Raw genomic sequence first — 16,407 nt, 5'->3', positions numbered from 1 at the left:
CTATGATCACGATGAATCCCTTCCGACGGATGCTGCTGACAGCCGGGTCAGTACTGCTGGGCAGTGCTACGTTGGCGCAGCGTGCAACCCCAGCCGCCGACCTACGCCAATTCAGTGAGCAGCGGATACGACACCAGAAAACGCTGGGCCTGACATTGGGCTCTTACGCCCTGGTCAATATTGGCGTAGGAGCCATTGCCGCTGGGCAGACAACGGGCGAGACGAAGTATTTTCACCGCATGAACCTCTATTGGAACCTGGTCAACCTCGGCATTGCGGGCCTGGGGCTGCTCGGTTCGCGAAAGTCGGCTGACGAAACGTTAAGTCAGGCGGTTCGGCAGCACGAGAATTTTAAGCAGGTGCTGCTCGTAAATGCGGGCCTGGATGTGGCCTACGTCTTGGGCGGTGCCTATTTGCAGGAACGGGCGAAAAACAGCCCCGCCCAGGCCGATCAGTTGCGCGGCTATGGGAAGTCGATCATGCTGCAGGGTGGCTTTTTGCTGGCCTTCGACCTGGTCAATTATTTTATTGTCAAGAATCGGGGCGACAAGCAGGAAATGCAGCTGATCAGCGCGTCGCCGATGGGTTTGGGCGTAGCGATTCCTATAAAGTAGTACTTGACCAGATTGTAGTGCTGATCAATACCAACTAGGAGTGGTCGAAGATCATTCGCCAGCCGTCTTCGGTCTTCTCCCAGACCGTAGTGAACCAGCCGGTCCGGTCGGGTTTGTTGGCGCCACTGAGTACAAACTGACCCGTAACCAACGCGTTGCGTTTGCCCAGCATCCGCACATTGACGTGTTCGTAACGGAGCTGCTGTAGGGGACGCCCTGTTTTCCAGAAGCCGTTCTTCATCGTGTTTTCGATGACCTCCACACCCCCTCTTGGCCCGTTGGGACCCATTTCCTGCGCATCGGGCGTGTACGCGCCCAGGTACTGCTCTAATTTTCCTTTGTTCCAGCCCGCCGAGGTTGAGTCGAGGGCCTGCCGAATCTGTACTTCATCCGGGCTGGGCTTCGGTTTCGCCAGCAGGATTGTCGACACAAATAGCAACAACGTAGCAAGGGTATACAGTCGAATCATATGAAACCGGGTAAGAATTGTTAGAATAGGAGGTAAGCTACCATTTTTTGCGAATTCCTGAGTACTCGTTCGGGCAGAATTATCCACTGGTTTACGTATGCTGAACCAAACAGCGTATTCCCGAAAATCGCCTGAACGGCTGAACTAATTTCAAAACCGGGCCGTTCTGCGATAATTTACTAATCGCAACCAGCCATGCCGTCTCATCTTTTACCGTTCCAATCGTTCCTTGATCAAGTCATTAACACCATACAACATGATCCCCAAACCATTGGTCTCGCAGCCGGTGGGTCGTGGGCTTCGGCCGAACTGGATGCGTATTCAGACCTCGATCTTGTCGTCGTGACTACGGCTAAAATTGCACCTGACCTCGACCGGATGCGGGCGTATGCTGACCGGCTGGGAACGATGCTGGCTTCGTTTCGGGGTGACCACGTGGGGGAGCCGCGTCTGCTTATTGCCCTCTACGGACCACCGGTCCTGCATGTCGATATCAAGTTTCTGACCCTCGATGAATTTTTTCACCGGGTCGAAAATCCCGTTATTCTCTGGGAACGGGCGGGGCAGCTGACCGCCGTTTTAGATCAATCCACCGCTCATTACCCGGGCTTTGACTATCAGACAACCGAGGATCGCTTCTGGATCTGGATGCATTATGCCTTATTGAAGATTGGCCGCGGTGAGTATTTTGAAGCGCTGGATTTTATCTCGTTCGTGCGAAGTATGGTGATTGGACCGATGCTCCAGCTTAGTCAGGGAGCCCTGCCCAGGGGCGTGCGTCGGATCGAAACCGTACTCGATGCGGACCGACTGAACCGGTTACGGAAAACGGTGGCTACACCGGACCGGGACTCCCTGATGGCGAGCCTGACCGAAATCGGTCAGCTATACGAAGAGTTGCGCGATACGCTCGCACCAGCGACATTGCAGAAAAACACCGACGCCCAGCTAGCCGTTAATGCATACAGAGCTACGCTTTAAGCGTTGATAACAGATTACAGAAGTTAATTCATGCTACATCAGGACGAACACTTTTTGCGCGAGGCCATCCGACTGGCCCGCGAAGGTATTAACACCGGACAGGGCGGCCCATTTGGCGCCGTGATAGTTCGCGGAGGTGAAATTGTCGGGCGGGGGTGTAACCAGGTAACGTCTACCAACGACCCAACCGCTCATGCCGAAGTGGTGGCCATTCGGGATGCCTGCCGTAACCTCAATACGTTTCAATTAACCGATTGCACGCTCTATGCGTCCTGCGAACCCTGCCCTATGTGCCTCGGTGCCATCTACTGGGCGCGTCCGGGACGTATCGTGTACGGTGCTTTTCATACCGATGCAGCCGAAGCCGGTTTCGATGATCAGTTCATCTACGAAGAGCTTGATAGGCCCCGCGAACAGCGACATATTCCCATGCAGCAACTGTTACGCGACGAAGCCGATGCGGTTTTTCAGGAGTGGATCGCCATGGAGAATCGGAAACACTACTAACCGGATACGTACTACGTGTTTGCTTGCATCGTGTGTTCTTACATCGCTTAACTGGCTACTAGCCAATCTATGTCCTCTCATCATATTGTCCGCGACAAGCAGGAGCCTGCTTTATTGATTGCCAACGGCGAAGCCTGCGACCCTGAACTGCTGGGTCAATTACTGGAATGGAGCCCGTTTGTGGTTGTGCTCGACAGCGCCGTCTGGCGGGTTCTCGACTTGGGTATAAAGCTAGACGTCCTGCTCGGTGATTTCGACGGGAGCCTGGACCTGGATAACATCCGGGCGCAGCAGTACCCGTTGGAGATCGTTCATACGCCTGACCAGAACAAGACCGACCTGGAAAAAGGAATTGAGTTCCTGATCAGCCGGGGATTCCCAGCTGTGAATATTGTCTGGGCCACGGGTCGACGGGCCGATCACAGCCTGACGAACATGACCAACCTTGTCCGGTACAAAGACCAGATTCGGCTGGTTATGCTCGACGACTATTCCAGGATTTTTCCGCTGGTTGGTCGTTTTGAAAAGTGGTACGAAGCTGGTACGCCCATTTCACTCATTCCGGTAGGCACCGTAACGGGGCTGCATACCAGCGGACTCAAATACAACCTGACCAACGATACGCTCACGCTGGGCTACCGCACCGGCAACAGCAACGAAGTCGCAGCGGATGGGTTCGTTCGCATCTCGGCCGAAGAAGGCGATCTGCTCATTATGGAGTGCTGGGACTAACCAACACACTACATTGTTTTAGGGTGTTAGGGTGTATTTGTTGAAATGGCAGTGAGGCTAGGCGTCAGCTTTCGTCGCTGACAGCATCAACTGAGTAAGCGCCTGGTAGCAGCAGTGCCAGGCGGTTTTGGCTTCGGTCGTCCAGTCCTTACCCAGGCCGCGTTCGAGGGTCCACAGCAGGGCGTCGCCTACAGCATCGTAGTGGCTGGGCCTGACTCCGTAAGTAGCATGCCGCTGGCCTAACGTCTGAACGTTCGCCAGCATGGTTGCCGGTTGCTCAATTCCGACTACGATGGCGTTGAGCATCGCCACGAACTTCTGATATTGGGCATCCATTGGACCCGTGAACAGGCGACGTAGGTTGGGATTCTGAATGAACAGGTATTCGTAGAATACTTCGCCCAGAAGCGCTGGATCAATATGACGTAGTAATCGCCAGGTTCGTTTGATGAGTGCAATTTGTTCGATTGTTAATGAATTCATAGGTTAGATGCTTATCGCGTTCGACAAGACGAAGCACTTTATTCTGGCCCGCATTTACTAAAATTTTGCGGTGAATCGTCAAATTCGGACTGTCAATCGTCGGGGGACACGTACCGGTTGCGTGGCTTCAATTCGAATATTCTGCGATTCGTGACCGGTTCTGCGTCGTTGGCGGCCTACTTCGAGCCGTTGACAATGACTTTTTTGCCTGAACCCCTTAAAATCGGAAGCTTTACCCCGTTGACGCTTCGTACCATGAATGCACTCATTATTGAAGACGAAAAACTGGTAGCTCAGGAACTGATTGCCAGCATCGCTGAAGTTGATTCCAGCGTAAAGATTATTGGCACCGTGGGGAGCGTAAAAACCGCCCTGCGTTGGTTTGCCGATAACGCCGAGCCAGACGTTATTTTCGCCGATATTCAACTGTCGGACGGCGTTAGCTTCGATATTTTTGAGAAATACCAGCTGTCCTGCCCTGTTATTTTTACTACTGCGTACAACGAGTACGCGATTCGGGCTTTTAAAACCAACGGCATTGATTATCTGCTTAAACCCGTCGACTGGGATGAACTCAAACGCGCCATTGAAAAGGCCCGTACGCTAACCCAAACCCAGGGGAAGGTCGCCATTGACGTGCGCAAGCTGATGGAGGTGATCAGCCACTCGCCATCGGCGGTTAAGCCTACATACAAAGAGTATTTCCTAGGCACGTTACGTAATAGTCTGGTACCGGTTAAGGCAACTGACATTGCGTATATTGTTCGCGATCAGCTTATTTTCATGGTTACGTTGACCGGTGAGCGGTACATTATCGACTACGATTCGCTGGACGAAATCGAAGCCCTGCTCGACCCTACTCAATTCTACCGGGCTACCCGGCATTGTCTGGTGAGTTTACAGGCAGTACAGAGTCTCAAAGGGTTAGCTAATTTAAAACTTCACCTGAGTTTAAAAGCACCGAACCACCAATTTACCGTCGAAATCAGCCGGGATAAGGCCCCTTCGTTCAAGAAATGGCTGGAAAAATGAGTGGGCAATCACTCGGGCGGATGCTGATTCTGCTGGCGTTTCTGAGCGGGTTCGGCCGGGGGATGGCTCAGCAGCGATCCGCTCAGTTCGAATTCCGGCATATTCAGGAGAATGATGGGCTGTCGTTTAACCTGATTAACTGTTTTCTTCAGGATCGCGATGGCTTTCTTTGGGTCGGTACGTTCGACGGGCTGAACCGCTACGATGGTGGACACTTTATCACCTTCAAGCACCAACGGAATAATCCCAACTCGCTGCTGCATAATACCGTACACGACTTATGCGAAGATGGCGAGGGCAATATCTGGATGGCCGTCGAAAACGGAATCTGCTGTTACGTAAAAGCAACGGGGCAATTCCGGAATATCGTCCAGGTTGATAAGCGACCGCTGGGGTTCTGCAACAATGTGCTCGCCGACCGGAACGGCGATGTGTGGTTCACCAGCTACCTGATGGGCTTGTACCGGTACCAGACCAAAACCGGAATCATTACCTGTGTGTCGCAGACCCGGCAAAACATGCCCCTGACCGTTGCCAGCCGAATCTCCAAAAACGGGCTGGTTCAGGACCCCATCCGAAACGGGCTGTGGATGGCCGATCGGAGTGGGTTGCAGTACATCGATGTGGATCACCTGACCTTTCAGAACCACCGGAACAACCCGCAGCAGTTGCCCATTCTTCAGGATCATTACACTTCTGCCCTGGCCCTAGACGGTGAACGATTGATTTTTGCCGACAATACCGACCAGCAGATTATTACGTATGACCTCCGTACGCGGCAGATCGTTCGTCAATACAGGCCGGTGACCCAATCGAAACGGGATGTGTTTGACATCGCCACCATCTTCGTAGACCGGCAGCATAATTTGTGGACCAGCTCATGGAACTACATCGTATTTCATATCGAAACCAGCACCGGTCGGATGACGCAGCTCCGGCACGATGGGGCGCAGGCTACGTCGATTGCCGCCGATTTCTTCTGGGCGGGCTGGCAACAGCACGACGGCTCCATCTGGCTCGGCACCGTCAACGGCATATCGTGTACCAACCCCGAGCAGGCGTTTTACGATGTATATGATCTGGGGGCTTTGTTTCCTCCGCTGAATGACGAACGCGGTATTGTGCAGATTCTGGAAGATTCGGATCGGTCGTGGTGGCTCGGTACGTCGATTCGCGGGTTACTGCATTACGTCTCCCGAACGAATCAGCTGACCGTTTATAAGCTGCCCGATGCAACGGCTAAGTACCCCTACGGTCTGCCGGTGGTGGGACTGGTTGAATACAAAGACGATTTGTACGTAGGTACTCAGAACGCCCTGTTCCGCTTCAATAAGCAGACTAAAACGTTTACCAATATTCCGCTGCCGCCCGGCACGAACCCGAATTGGCGCAGCTTTTTACGGCAGCAGAACCGGCTTTGGGTATCGGGAAAAGGCAAACAGGTGCTTTGCTACGACCTCGATACGGGGCTATGGACTTCGTATTCCATCCGCTCCACGTCCGACGATCCACGGTTTGCGGTGCGCTATGCACTTGTCGATCGGCAGGATAATGTATGGCTCGAACTGTATCCGGAAGGATTTGCCCGTTTTTCAACGAAGCAGAAAGCGTTTTTACTGGAAGGTCAGCCTGAGCATGCTGATTCCGAACGTGAAATCGCGTCGTTTACGCAGGACCGGAACGGGTATTTCTGGCTGGCAACCAACGGCTATGGATTAATACGGTATGACCCCGTTTGGAAACGCTATCGCAACTGGACAGAGAGCGAAGGGCTAGGCTATGATCATTGCTGGGCGGCTTTACCCGATCGGTTCGGAAATGTCTGGGTGGGCGCTTACAATAAATTTTCGGTGTTTACGCCCGCTAAAAACCGGTTCTTCAATTTCTCTCTTCCGTTCAGCGAAGCGAATCTGGAATACATTAACATCCTTGCTCCGCTACGTAATGGTCATATTCTGGCGGCTCTGAAAGGATACATGATCGAATTTAAACCCGAAAAGCTAATTCCGAAAGAAAATCGCGAGCGCGTGCTAATCAACAGCCTTACGTTGCCCGATACGACACAACTGTTGCAGGGCACGTCACCGTCGGTGCGGTTGAAAAGCACTGACAACGCGTTTACGATTCAGTATTCGGTTTTGTCGCCTTTGAACCAGCGGCCGTACCGGTACGCCTATAAACTCGAAGGGTATGACGATGCGTGGATCGACGTGGGTGCGCAGACAGTCGCTGCATACGGTCGGCTTCCGGGTGGCGACTACACTTTTTCGGTCAAGGCGGTGGCGGCAAACGGCCTTGAAACGCTGGTGAGTACCGTGGCTATACACATCGATACACCTTTTTACCGAACGGATGGATTCTGGACACTGGTCATTATGATTGGGCTGGGATTGTTCCTGGGTTTTATTCGGTACCGGGCCGATCAGACGGCGAAACTGCATAATCTACAGGTGCAGGCTTCGCGGCTGGAGCGCGATAAAACGGAAATTCAGTACCAGAACCTGATTAACCATTTGAATCCGCACTTCCTGTTCAACAGCCTGACATCGCTAAATAGCCTCATCATCACCAATCCCCGTCAGGCCTCGCAGTTTCTGCGGAAGTTATCGGTCATTTACCGCTATATCCTTCAGAATAAGGACAAAGAATTGGTCAGCCTGACGGAAGAACTGAATTTTGTGCAGCATTACATCGACCTGCAAACCGCCCGCTTCAACGAGGGGATTCAGTTTATCATTGATGTGGCCGAGACCGACCTGGACTGCCGTATTGTGCCCGTAACGATTCAGAATCTGCTCGAAAACGCCATTAAACATAACGTCATTACCGACGAGAGCCCGCTTGTTATCCGCATTTTTACGGATGCTAAGCAGTTGTGCGTAGCCAATACGTTGCAGCGCAAGAGCTTCGTCGAATCGTCGAATAAGCAGGGACTGGCCAGCCTTCGGTCCTTGTACCAGTACCTGAGTCAGCACGATATTGAAATTGTCGAAACCGACACCGAGTTTATTGTAAAAGTCCCCTTGCTCTAACTAAAGTGCCTAGCGTCAGCAATAGGCACTAGCAAACTAAATCCTAACCATACAAAGTATCAATTGTCCAACCGAGGTAACCCCGCGTGATTAGCGCCAGCTGACTTTGTCCTTATCCTGTAGCATCACTGATACCAGCAACAAAAAACAAGTAGTCACGATTAGCACCGCCGTCGCCGGAACGGAAGCCAGAGAAAGGGCTAACGCCTGATACTGGTAAGCAAAGCACAGGTAACTACCAGCCGAACCCAGGGCGAGCCCGCTCAGGATCAGAAACCAGGTGCAGAAATAGGCGCTACTGGTTACACTACGTAACCCATTCAGGAAAAAACAGAAGGCGGCCAAAAAAGCCAAGCCATTAATAGCCCATAAGCTATGGATAAGAGTCATGAGTGAAGAGGAAGTTAACCGCAAACCAGGTTCGCGACGAAACCTAATGAACGACGCAAAAGTCGTATCCAGTTGCGCAGCGTACGGCAGCTAGTAATGGGTGGGCAGCTTCTGCCACGATCCATTAGCATAGGTGTAAGCCGCACTATCTACGAACGTTAAGCCAAAAAAAGCAATCAGAGCAAGGGCACCGATAGACGTGAGCACCAGCGGAACGAGCCAGAGCGCCACGAACTCAATGATTTCAGCATCCTGCCGATTGTCCAGATTGTAACGGATTGTTACGTCCTGCCCTTTTTGATACGCTGGTGAGGAGGAGCCAACCGAAGACGTAAACGTAACCGTTTGGCCGTCCGTAGTCTGGTAGCGAACGGTGGGATAGTATATCGTCCGCGGACGGTTGCGATCCCGGTCGAACGTATCGATGGAGCGCTTGCTGGCGAAGCTAACGACTTTGCCGGTAACTTCGGCGGTATTAGCCAGCCACCGCCGGGTGTTCCGGTAACTGATGTAGCCGCCCAGCAACATACCGATGCTAATAACGCTGAAAATCAAGCCAAGTTTGGTTGCGAAAGGGTCCATTGGAGAGAACAAGTTTGATGCGTTGGGTTTGATGGGTACAAAAAAATGACTTCGGTTAGCCAGGTGCCAAAATTTATAAATTGAATCGTGGGTATTCGTCGCTGAATCGTCGGTTGCGGGAAACGAACGGCGACAAATCGGCCTGGTACTGGCACCGAAAACAGGATGAGCCTATACAGACGGAGAGAAGCCTGAGAAGTAACGGTTCAGCGGCCTGTAACAGCCACTTATCAGGAACGGTCGGCGATTCGTGGTGAAATCTTTGGCGGGAGGGAGATAGAGCAAACACCTTTGCCGTATCACGGACTGAGTCTGATTGAACAAATCGGTTGAAGCGAGTGACAACACACGAACCCTGCGTACAGTAAACAACACAATGAACCTGTCCTCTTTGTCAATTCTTTTAACAGTGGGTCTACTGATGGCCACATGCCAGTCCGCGAACCACCCATCCGAAACGGCTCCGCACTTGTCTCAACGGATCGATACGCTGGCAATTACCGAAGACCAGCTCCGGGCGGGCCACCCAATCAAAGCGGCTCAACTGCCCATAACCCTGGAAGATGCTGCCGGAATTGCCGGTTCTGCAGTTTTTACTTACAAAGCTGATACGTTGGCAACTACGGAAACCGCATACGCTCTGCTTGTCGGGCGACTCTACGCCGAAGAAAGCATCGGCTGGCTGGTGACCATCGACCGCGCCAGTGGGCGGCAACTCGATAAACGCATCGCTTATTACACCAATGCCGAAGGTATGACCGAAACCGAAAGTAAATGGTTGTCCGCCGAACAGCGGCTACTCGTTCAAACGGGTACGTATGATGATGCCGGTCAGTATAAGCGAACGACGATTCACTATCAGTTTACGCCTGACGGGATGCTCTTGCCGCGTTGAACTGTTATCCCACCGATTCATTCCGATGCTAGACGAACTATTCTCACCCGATCGAACCTATAAGGTGGTTTTGAGCAGTTACGAAGTGCGCATGAGCCACTGGATCGACCAGCCCTATCTGATGCGGGTTGACGACGGGGCCTGCCTGTTTGCGCTTGACGGCGCTCCTTGGTCCGCTTCCGAGGTGCAATGGCTCGATGAGACAACCGTCCAGATGAATCTGCGTAAATACCCTGGTCACATAGCCTGTACAGTACGGCTGGAAACTTCCGACGACTGGGGGACCGCCCAAACCTCAGGCGACTCGTTCTCGGGTTCGCTGGCGCAAGTGAGCAATTGGGTTCTGAATCTGTAATAAAACGCATTGTAAAGCGATCGATTCGGTAATGGAGAATAGGGCTAGTCAATTCTCCGGCGAAGTCGTTGGTGAAGCGGCTTTTCAAGCGTTACGTAAAGTAAATGGGCAATCAGGAGCAGGCAACCAAAGAGCAGCCAATTGCTGGTAAGGCCCAGCTTTTGCAGCAGTTTAGGAATCACGCCCAGATGGATGAGGTAAAAGGCGTACGAACTGCGGCCCAGCGCCTGCATGAAGGGCGTCGTCAGTACGTAACGGATTGACGATTTCTCTTGTAGGAGGCCAAGCAGAAATAGGGAAATGCCCACGGGTAGAAGATATGTATAAACGATTAGCTCACTCCAGAAAAGCCCCGTCGGGTTAGTCGTCAGCGTACCGATGTTCGCCTGCCAGAGTATACAACCGCTTATGATGCCTATCCCCATTCCCGTAGCATACCGAATCCCTTGGAGTGCGTGGCTCTGCCAGCGTTGGGCCAGCCACATGCCTGCTATAAACTCGAAAGAGCGGCCGAAAAACAGATAAAACGATACGAAAGAGAGACTCTCAAACAGGCCATAGTATTGTAGCTGCCCAAGAGTAGCCCAAAGTACCAGTCCGGCAGCGGTGAGAACTGCAACCGGTAGCCAGGCCCGCCAGCGACGTAGCGCCATCCACAAAGCAGGGGCTGCGGCATAAAAACACACCTCAACGGTTAAGCTCCAGCTCTGGGCAAGGCCACTGAACAGAAAGTCGGCAAAGAAGCCTTTTAACAGTGTTAGATTCAGCACGAACGCGAACCCGCTTATGGATTGCCCACACAAGGCGTTGATAACCAGTGTGAGCACGAGCAGCACTGCGTACAGGGGATAAATGCGAGCGAGACGGTTTTGCGCGTACGTTCGCCATGACCATCTGGCCCGGTCAGCATCCAGACCTGCGTACTGGTAGTACATCAGGAAACCGCTGAGCACAAAAAATACAGACACGCCAACGTACCCCTGCCCAATCAGCCGATTCGCGAACGTAGCGGCTGGGGCCGGGTTGTAATGATGCAGGAAAACCAGGAAAGCCGCTACCGCCCGTAAGCCCGTCAGTGCAGGTAGGTAACGGTTGGTTGTCAGCAGAGGAGTTGATGGTTCCGCGATCATCACCGCATCAGAAGAAGTCGACCACTCCGTTGGTTACGTTCGGCCACATCTCCCGGCCAGTTCTGGTCTTCCTTGCCAACGGTGAGCCGATACAGATACACACCCGACGGCAGTGGCGCTCCGGATTCAGCGCAGCCGTCCCAGTTCCACACGTTCAGCCCAATACGCCCCGATTTGTGCAGTTGTCTCACTACCTGACCGGCCAGGTTCGTAATGGTCAATGCCAATGTAGCTGGGGCCTGAGCGCCGGTAAGCTGAATCGTAACGAATGTCTGGTCAGAAAAAGGATTGGGATACGCGGTTAGATTAGTCAGACTTGGTTCCTGGATAACCCGAAAGCGCACCTGATACGGGATGGCCGAATTACCGACAGCGTCGCGCGCTGTCATCAACACCTGGTATAAGCCTTCCGAAAGGGGAGGTAAGGGATACCGAATTCGAAAAGCTTTGTCTGATCCGGAAGGCTGAATCTTGGCCGGACGCCAGTTCAGTCGCTCGAACGGCTGACTCAGACCGGGCCGTTGCAGAAACAGGTTCAATCCAACCGTGTCCTGCCGGATGAGGGAGCGGTTATCGTCAGCGAGAAGAATGTCCAGCACCGGTTGGGCGGATACCGTGGCCCCATCGTCGATACGTTCTCCATCAATAGCCAATTCGAGCAGCGGCCCCACCTGATCGGGTTGTACGGCCAAAGAGAAATTGCCTGTATTGTTGTGAAACGAATATTCGGGTTGTAAGCCAGGATTCACCGTTAGCACGATTCGATTGAGGCCGGGTAGCGCCTGGGTAGCAATGTGGGTAACGAACGCTAACGTATCGTAGGGAGCGGGTGCGCGGAGACGCCACTCCTTCGTTTGGGGCGCTGGTAAGGACGCTGCGTAAATCGTTTGCCTGACCGTGACCGAATCGGCAAACGGGTAAGCGCTAAGATTCGTAAAACGGACAGGAATGGCGACCGTATCGCCCTGCTTAATAGCATGGGGTAACGTACCACTTGTCAGAACGTGACCTTCGGGTAAGCCGCCTGTTGCACCTGCTGGCGCGTAGGTAAACGTACTGGCTGACCAGGCTTTCGACTCGTCAGCGGGTGAGAGCACTCCTGTTGAATCGGCCAAACGAACCCGCCAGTAGTACGTGATATTGGGATTGGGTAGTAAATGAGCTGGATAACTGATCAGGTTTTCCGCCGTAATACGTTGATGAATCCGGAACGGGCTGGAAAAGCGGTCAGTGGTGTCGAGTTCAAGGTCAAACGCATACCGTCCCGGTTGGGTAAACTCCGCACTGAGCCGAAGTGAAGTTGTACTGATTCCGCTGCCCGGTGCGGGGTAGAGTAATATAGGTTTCTGACCGGCTACCAATACGTCGACCAAGGCATGGTTATTGTCCCGTTGCTGTTCTGGAATGAGCGCGTTTGCGTTGAGGGTCAGTTCAAACCGGTTGAGTCCTTCGGTGTTGTGCTGGTTAGGTAGGGTCACGGTCAGCGTATCGCGGTAGGCAACGGCATTTGGAAGGATAAGATCGAACACGCCAACTTTCTGGGTATTGGCAAACCGACGAATTCGAACGGGTAGCGGCTCGTTTCGGTATTGTCCGCTATTCTGCACCACAAACCGAATCTGCACCGAATCGCTTTGGGCACGTAACGGCTGTCCGTCTGATCCGCTCACAACAAGCGAGTTCGATAGAATGGTATAATCCGGGGTTTCGAACGGAAACGGCCGGACGGCCGGGTCGCCCTGCAACACCATCTGCTGGCAGTTCGCCAGATTCCAGCCATCGGGCGTCTGCGCCAGAACGCGACGTATCGTTTCCTGCTGGAGCTGGCCAATCGACCGGCTTAGCTGGGCACTGTCGGCCAGAAGCTGGTAAAACGTTCTGCTGTACTGGTTCAGGTGGTCAACGTAACCCAGGTGGCTATGCGCGAGGGCGGCAATGGCTCCCCGATTCGGGGCTAATACCCAGTCGGTTGTCAGCGTTGGTCGACCAAAAAAGAAGTTGCCGATCGCACAGCCGTTGATTAGCAGCACCGGATACTTGCCCTTATTCTGGTAGCCAAGGGCATCGTTCGTACAAAAACCAATGTCCAGGTCGGTTACGTCAAGTCCGGAATGACCGAAGAACGTCATCAGTCCCACGCCTTCGTTAATCGGCTGGACGACATTGATCGGCTCGACCGAATTATCGGTCTGTTTCGACAGGGTTGTAACCTGCGCGCCCAGCGAAGGAGCGAGGGCCTGGTGTTTGTACCCATCTACCAGGCTTCGGAACATAACAGTCTGGTCAGACGTAGCGCCCCCGCTCAGGTGCAGCACGCTCTTGCGCCAGAGTGCGTTAGGCTGTGCTTCGTACTCTTTCACTTTATTAAGGTAATGGATGACCTCCTGCGGAGTACTGGCGTTGATACGGCCCGTAGGAATGGCCGGTACGTTCTCCGGCTGACCAGCCAGACCCGCGGTAAACGCTATGTCGGAGCCGGGAAACCCGGCCGTCATCACCATATCAAGCGTAGCCTGCTCCGGATTACGTCGAATGCCGGGCGTACTGCGACTGCGACCGATGAGCAAGAGATACTGAGGGGAGCCCTGCCGCAGCATCTGGTCCGCAAAGCGTCGGATGGCCAATGGGTGGCGTTCGCCGAAGCTGTACTGATCGATTAGCTGCTGCATGGTAACCGTCAACGTATCGTGGGCGCCACCCGCGGGGGATGCCCGGTAGGCGGCATAATCACGAATGGCATTGGCTCCTAACAGGGCTTCGTGGGTGACAATCAGATACGTGGGTTTACGGTCCCGCCAATCCGGAAAGGTAACCGGGCGAATGCCAAGGACAGATTTAGGTTGACTGGCGCTAAAAATTAGGCGAGGGATACTTGTTTCACGAACAATTATCTGTGTCAATCCCGTTGGTGATACTAAAGCGCTAAGCCGAATAGGATTTGTAGGGTCCGTAATATCCCAGAAACGGGTGTCGGTGGGAGCGGAGGTTAGGTCCAGTCGTGACCGTCCGCTTGCAGTAGGAGCCAGTTGGAACGTTTGCGGTTTATTGCCATCAAGGCTGAGGTGCTGAGGATAGCGTAGTCGCATAAACGATACGGAGTACCGGTCAACCGTTGCGTTGTGGCCCCGCGAAACCAGAGATACCGTTAGCTGACCGTCGGGGCCAACATCGCTCCAGCGAATACGTAGCTGAAGGCGGGCGTTGTCGTACGTCGAAAAAAAAGTTGAATCGGCCAGCCGCTGCTGACCGGGACTTGGCCCAACCCAACATTCGACCCGGTGGTTTGTGTTGTCGCGTCCCGCCAGTAAGATGGTGAGTTCAGGCGTTGCGCCGTTTGTATACGCCTGACGTAAAGCAAACGTATGGACGTAGGGTTTGTCTTTCTGCTGAACGGGGCCGGTGTAGCCTTCCCCGGCTTCGTAGTGACTGAACTCAATCTTGGGCGGAATACCAGCGGGATAGCCGGGGTAGTTGTCGGTAAACAACCGCATGTCTTCTGCCCAATAATATGGCTCAGGGGTTAAGCTGGCGTAGCTCGTGTCGCTATAGGTTGCCATGCGTTTACCGGGTGTACCATCGAGTCGCCAGGTCAGGAAAAAGGCCGTAGTGTCGCAGAATAGATTATAATACGGATGCGGTTGCGCCCCAGTTGGGCGGTACAGCAAAGAGTCCTGAGCACCGTCATTACCCCGGCCGTAAAACTCCAGAAAATCGCCGGCATCAAACCGACGATCCGCTTCGCCTGCCACGAAAATAGCCTGCTCAATGCCCCGGTGAAATAGCTGCACCGTTGTTGGATCAACGGTTCTGATTGGAAAACCGGCTCGTTCCAATTCGGTTGCCGTGATGCGATAGAGGCCCGCTTCGGCAACGGGGAGTTTAAAATACGTCTGGTTGTAGTTAATCCAGTCGTTGCCAGCCGATAAAGGCTGCGCCAAAAGACTGCGGACACAGACAGTCAACAAGAATAGAACAAGAAAAGCACGAAGCATACGGTAGGGCAATACGCGCTAAAAATACGCAATTGCTCCTATCCTTTCGCATAATTTGTAAACACGAGGTTACTTAGTTTGCATCGGGTCAGGCTGGTACGCCCGGTTAGCGTTGCGCTCGTTTTAAAACACTGCCTATCAGGCTCCCCGCAAAGGTCAGCCCGATGGAGCCAAACAAACTAAAGATTTCGACTTCGCGGTGGGTGTTCAGCGGGCTCGGCCCGACCAGAACGTAATAGCCGATAAGTATCGATAACGCCTGGAGTATAGCCAGCGACCAGCCTTTGCGCGGCTCCGCAAAGCCGATCCCCATGGCGGAACTGGCCGCCCAGAGATAAGGCCAGTGAATGACATCACTCTTTTTGATAATCAATAGCAAAATCGCACTAGTGAGCAGCGTGAGCCCAGCGTTAAGGACTAACCGGCGGTCAAAGAACTGCTTTGGTACTTCGGGCTTTACTAAACGTTGCTGAGCTTTCAACTCCGTAATCTGTTCGGCTTTCGCAAAGTCCTGCTGCGCTTCGGCGGGTCGACCGAGCTGCTCCCGCGTCAGACCGCGCCATTGGTAAGGCTCGGCCGTATCGCCGTGGGCGAAGAAAATAGCTTTGTCGAAGTCCTGAAACGCAGCCGAAAAATTGTGTTGATCGAAATGAATTTTTCCGGTGTCTAGATGCAACTCGGCTACCGAGTCGTCATAACTTTTTCCTCGTTCCAGATCGGCCAGCGCAGCCGGTTCGTCGCCTAAGGCGCGGTAGCAGCGGGCCCGGTACAGATAAGCTACGGCCGACTTGGGCTGTGCCTCAATTTCATTGGAGAAATAGGTAAGCGCTTTAACGTAGTCCTCAGTTTCGTACAGCGTAATTCCTTCCCGTAAGCGATCAGCTTCTTTTTCGGCATTCGTTCGCTGATCCGCGTAATAGCGCAGATAAATTAGATAACCGATAAAGGCCGATAATGCCGTTAATTCCAGCATACACGTTGACGCAAGCTTTCTTAAAATCCAGGACAAAAGTAGTTCAACGCGACGTAACAACGGCAGGCGTTACCCGAAAACGATTCTGGCGGGTAAAATACAACTCCATCTTTTTCGGGTAGCGATTACCATTCATCCTCGCTTTTTATCCGTTGATACATTATTTATATGTATTTCGACCAAGTACCTTGCATCGCATAGTACCTTATTGTACCTTTGAAACAAGAAATTAACGAAACC

The 16,407-nt window shown here is 53.1% G+C and carries 15 protein-coding genes; 8 read left to right on the top strand and 7 right to left on the bottom strand.

The window, feature by feature from the left end:
• The first annotated feature begins 11 nt into the window (after positions 1-11).
• Complete coding sequence (locus ACYVIY_RS16965; RefSeq protein ID WP_460977568.1) at positions 12-614, top strand: DUF6992 family protein; 603 nt, start codon at positions 12-14, stop codon at positions 612-614.
• Positions 615-648: 34 nt separating this feature from the next.
• Here ACYVIY_RS16965 and ACYVIY_RS16960 read toward each other — a convergent pair whose 3' ends face one another.
• Complete coding sequence (locus tag ACYVIY_RS16960; RefSeq protein WP_460977567.1) at positions 649-1,083, bottom strand: YybH family protein; 435 nt, start codon at positions 1,081-1,083, stop codon at positions 649-651.
• A 195-nt stretch (positions 1,084-1,278) separates the two neighbouring features.
• Here ACYVIY_RS16960 and ACYVIY_RS16955 point away from each other — a divergent pair, with 195 nt between their 5' ends.
• The 3 genes from ACYVIY_RS16955 to ACYVIY_RS16945 all read left to right on the top strand — a co-directional run bounded on the left by ACYVIY_RS16955 (position 1,279) and on the right by ACYVIY_RS16945 (position 3,303).
• Positions 1,279-2,064, top strand: a complete 786-nt coding sequence (locus tag ACYVIY_RS16955) for a nucleotidyltransferase domain-containing protein (RefSeq protein ID WP_460977566.1) — start codon at positions 1,279-1,281, stop codon at positions 2,062-2,064.
• Between the two features lie 30 nt (positions 2,065-2,094).
• Positions 2,095-2,571, top strand: coding sequence for a nucleoside deaminase (locus ACYVIY_RS16950; RefSeq protein WP_460977565.1), 477 nt, complete (start codon positions 2,095-2,097; stop codon positions 2,569-2,571).
• Positions 2,572-2,640: 69 nt separating this feature from the next.
• Positions 2,641-3,303, top strand: a complete 663-nt coding sequence (locus ACYVIY_RS16945; RefSeq protein WP_460977564.1) for a thiamine diphosphokinase — start codon at positions 2,641-2,643, stop codon at positions 3,301-3,303.
• A gap of 57 nt (positions 3,304-3,360) precedes the next feature.
• Here ACYVIY_RS16945 and ACYVIY_RS16940 read toward each other — a convergent pair whose 3' ends face one another.
• Positions 3,361-3,786 carry a globin domain-containing protein gene (locus ACYVIY_RS16940; RefSeq protein WP_460977563.1) on the bottom strand — a complete coding sequence of 142 codons (426 nt, stop codon included), beginning with the start codon at positions 3,784-3,786 and terminating at the stop codon, positions 3,361-3,363.
• Between the two features lie 255 nt (positions 3,787-4,041).
• Here ACYVIY_RS16940 and ACYVIY_RS16935 point away from each other — a divergent pair, with 255 nt between their 5' ends.
• A complete protein-coding gene (locus ACYVIY_RS16935) occupies positions 4,042-4,818 on the top strand; it encodes a LytR/AlgR family response regulator transcription factor (protein ID WP_460977562.1) in 777 nt (258 codons plus the stop codon).
• Positions 4,803-7,850 (top strand): ligand-binding sensor domain-containing protein, encoded by a 3,048-nt coding sequence (locus ACYVIY_RS16930; protein WP_460977561.1) that lies wholly within the window; start codon positions 4,803-4,805, stop codon positions 7,848-7,850. Before ACYVIY_RS16935 ends, ACYVIY_RS16930 begins: the two co-directional genes overlap by 16 nt.
• A 90-nt stretch (positions 7,851-7,940) precedes the next feature.
• On the opposite strand, the gene ACYVIY_RS16925 is transcribed toward ACYVIY_RS16930, so the two are convergent.
• Positions 7,941-8,240, bottom strand: coding sequence for a hypothetical protein (locus tag ACYVIY_RS16925; protein WP_460977560.1), 300 nt, complete (start codon positions 8,238-8,240; stop codon positions 7,941-7,943).
• A 90-nt stretch (positions 8,241-8,330) separates the two neighbouring features.
• Positions 8,331-8,822 carry a DUF3592 domain-containing protein gene (locus ACYVIY_RS16920; protein WP_460977559.1) on the bottom strand — a complete coding sequence of 164 codons (492 nt, stop codon included), beginning with the start codon at positions 8,820-8,822 and terminating at the stop codon, positions 8,331-8,333.
• 376 nt (positions 8,823-9,198) lie between these two features.
• Here ACYVIY_RS16920 and ACYVIY_RS16915 point away from each other — a divergent pair, with 376 nt between their 5' ends.
• Together ACYVIY_RS16915 and ACYVIY_RS16910 are read left to right on the top strand one after the other, a co-directional pair.
• Positions 9,199-9,717, top strand: a complete 519-nt coding sequence (locus ACYVIY_RS16915) for a hypothetical protein (RefSeq protein WP_460977558.1) — start codon at positions 9,199-9,201, stop codon at positions 9,715-9,717.
• 25 nt (positions 9,718-9,742) lie between these two features.
• The gene (locus ACYVIY_RS16910; protein WP_460977557.1) at positions 9,743-10,072 is read left to right on the top strand and encodes a hypothetical protein; all 330 of its coding nucleotides are present in this window, start codon (positions 9,743-9,745) and stop codon (positions 10,070-10,072) included.
• Positions 10,073-10,116: 44 nt separating this feature from the next.
• On the opposite strand, the gene ACYVIY_RS16905 is transcribed toward ACYVIY_RS16910, so the two are convergent.
• The 3 genes from ACYVIY_RS16905 to ACYVIY_RS16895 all read right to left on the bottom strand — a co-directional run bounded on the left by ACYVIY_RS16905 (position 10,117) and on the right by ACYVIY_RS16895 (position 16,167).
• On the bottom strand, positions 10,117-11,202 hold the full coding sequence (locus tag ACYVIY_RS16905; protein WP_460977556.1) for an acyltransferase family protein: 1,086 nt from the start codon (positions 11,200-11,202) through the stop codon (positions 10,117-10,119).
• Positions 11,202-15,194 (bottom strand): putative type IX secretion system sortase PorU2, encoded by a 3,993-nt coding sequence (gene porU2, locus ACYVIY_RS16900; protein WP_460977555.1) that lies wholly within the window; start codon positions 15,192-15,194, stop codon positions 11,202-11,204. The genes ACYVIY_RS16905 and porU2 overlap by 1 nt, the downstream gene beginning before the upstream one ends.
• 106 nt (positions 15,195-15,300) lie before the next feature.
• Positions 15,301-16,167: a tetratricopeptide repeat protein gene (locus tag ACYVIY_RS16895; RefSeq protein WP_460977554.1), complete on the bottom strand. Its 867-nt coding sequence runs from the start codon at positions 16,165-16,167 to the stop codon at positions 15,301-15,303.
• Positions 16,168-16,407: the final 240 nt, after the last annotated feature.

The sequence above is a fragment of the Spirosoma knui genome (assembly GCF_054780635.1).
This window is presented reverse-complemented; position numbering and strand designations above follow the sequence as displayed.

Bases quoted from the DNA above. Each gene is read 5' to 3' on its own strand.
- ACYVIY_RS16965 (WP_460977568.1), top strand. From the start codon at position 12: ATGAATCCCTTCCGACGGATGCTGCTGACAGCCGGGTCAGTACTGCTG.
- ACYVIY_RS16960 (WP_460977567.1), bottom strand. From the start codon at position 1,083: ATGATTCGACTGTATACCCTTGCTACGTTGTTGCTATTTGTGTCGACA.
- ACYVIY_RS16955 (WP_460977566.1), top strand. From the start codon at position 1,279: ATGCCGTCTCATCTTTTACCGTTCCAATCGTTCCTTGATCAAGTCATT.
- ACYVIY_RS16950 (WP_460977565.1), top strand. From the start codon at position 2,095: ATGCTACATCAGGACGAACACTTTTTGCGCGAGGCCATCCGACTGGCC.
- ACYVIY_RS16945 (WP_460977564.1), top strand. From the start codon at position 2,641: ATGTCCTCTCATCATATTGTCCGCGACAAGCAGGAGCCTGCTTTATTG.
- ACYVIY_RS16940 (WP_460977563.1), bottom strand. From the start codon at position 3,786: ATGAATTCATTAACAATCGAACAAATTGCACTCATCAAACGAACCTGG.
- ACYVIY_RS16935 (WP_460977562.1), top strand. From the start codon at position 4,042: ATGAATGCACTCATTATTGAAGACGAAAAACTGGTAGCTCAGGAACTG.
- ACYVIY_RS16930 (WP_460977561.1), top strand. From the start codon at position 4,803: ATGGCTGGAAAAATGAGTGGGCAATCACTCGGGCGGATGCTGATTCTG.
- ACYVIY_RS16925 (WP_460977560.1), bottom strand. From the start codon at position 8,240: ATGACTCTTATCCATAGCTTATGGGCTATTAATGGCTTGGCTTTTTTG.
- ACYVIY_RS16920 (WP_460977559.1), bottom strand. From the start codon at position 8,822: ATGGACCCTTTCGCAACCAAACTTGGCTTGATTTTCAGCGTTATTAGC.
- ACYVIY_RS16915 (WP_460977558.1), top strand. From the start codon at position 9,199: ATGAACCTGTCCTCTTTGTCAATTCTTTTAACAGTGGGTCTACTGATG.
- ACYVIY_RS16910 (WP_460977557.1), top strand. From the start codon at position 9,743: ATGCTAGACGAACTATTCTCACCCGATCGAACCTATAAGGTGGTTTTG.
- ACYVIY_RS16905 (WP_460977556.1), bottom strand. From the start codon at position 11,202: ATGATCGCGGAACCATCAACTCCTCTGCTGACAACCAACCGTTACCTA.
- porU2 (WP_460977555.1), bottom strand. From the start codon at position 15,194: ATGCTTCGTGCTTTTCTTGTTCTATTCTTGTTGACTGTCTGTGTCCGC.
- ACYVIY_RS16895 (WP_460977554.1), bottom strand. From the start codon at position 16,167: ATGCTGGAATTAACGGCATTATCGGCCTTTATCGGTTATCTAATTTAT.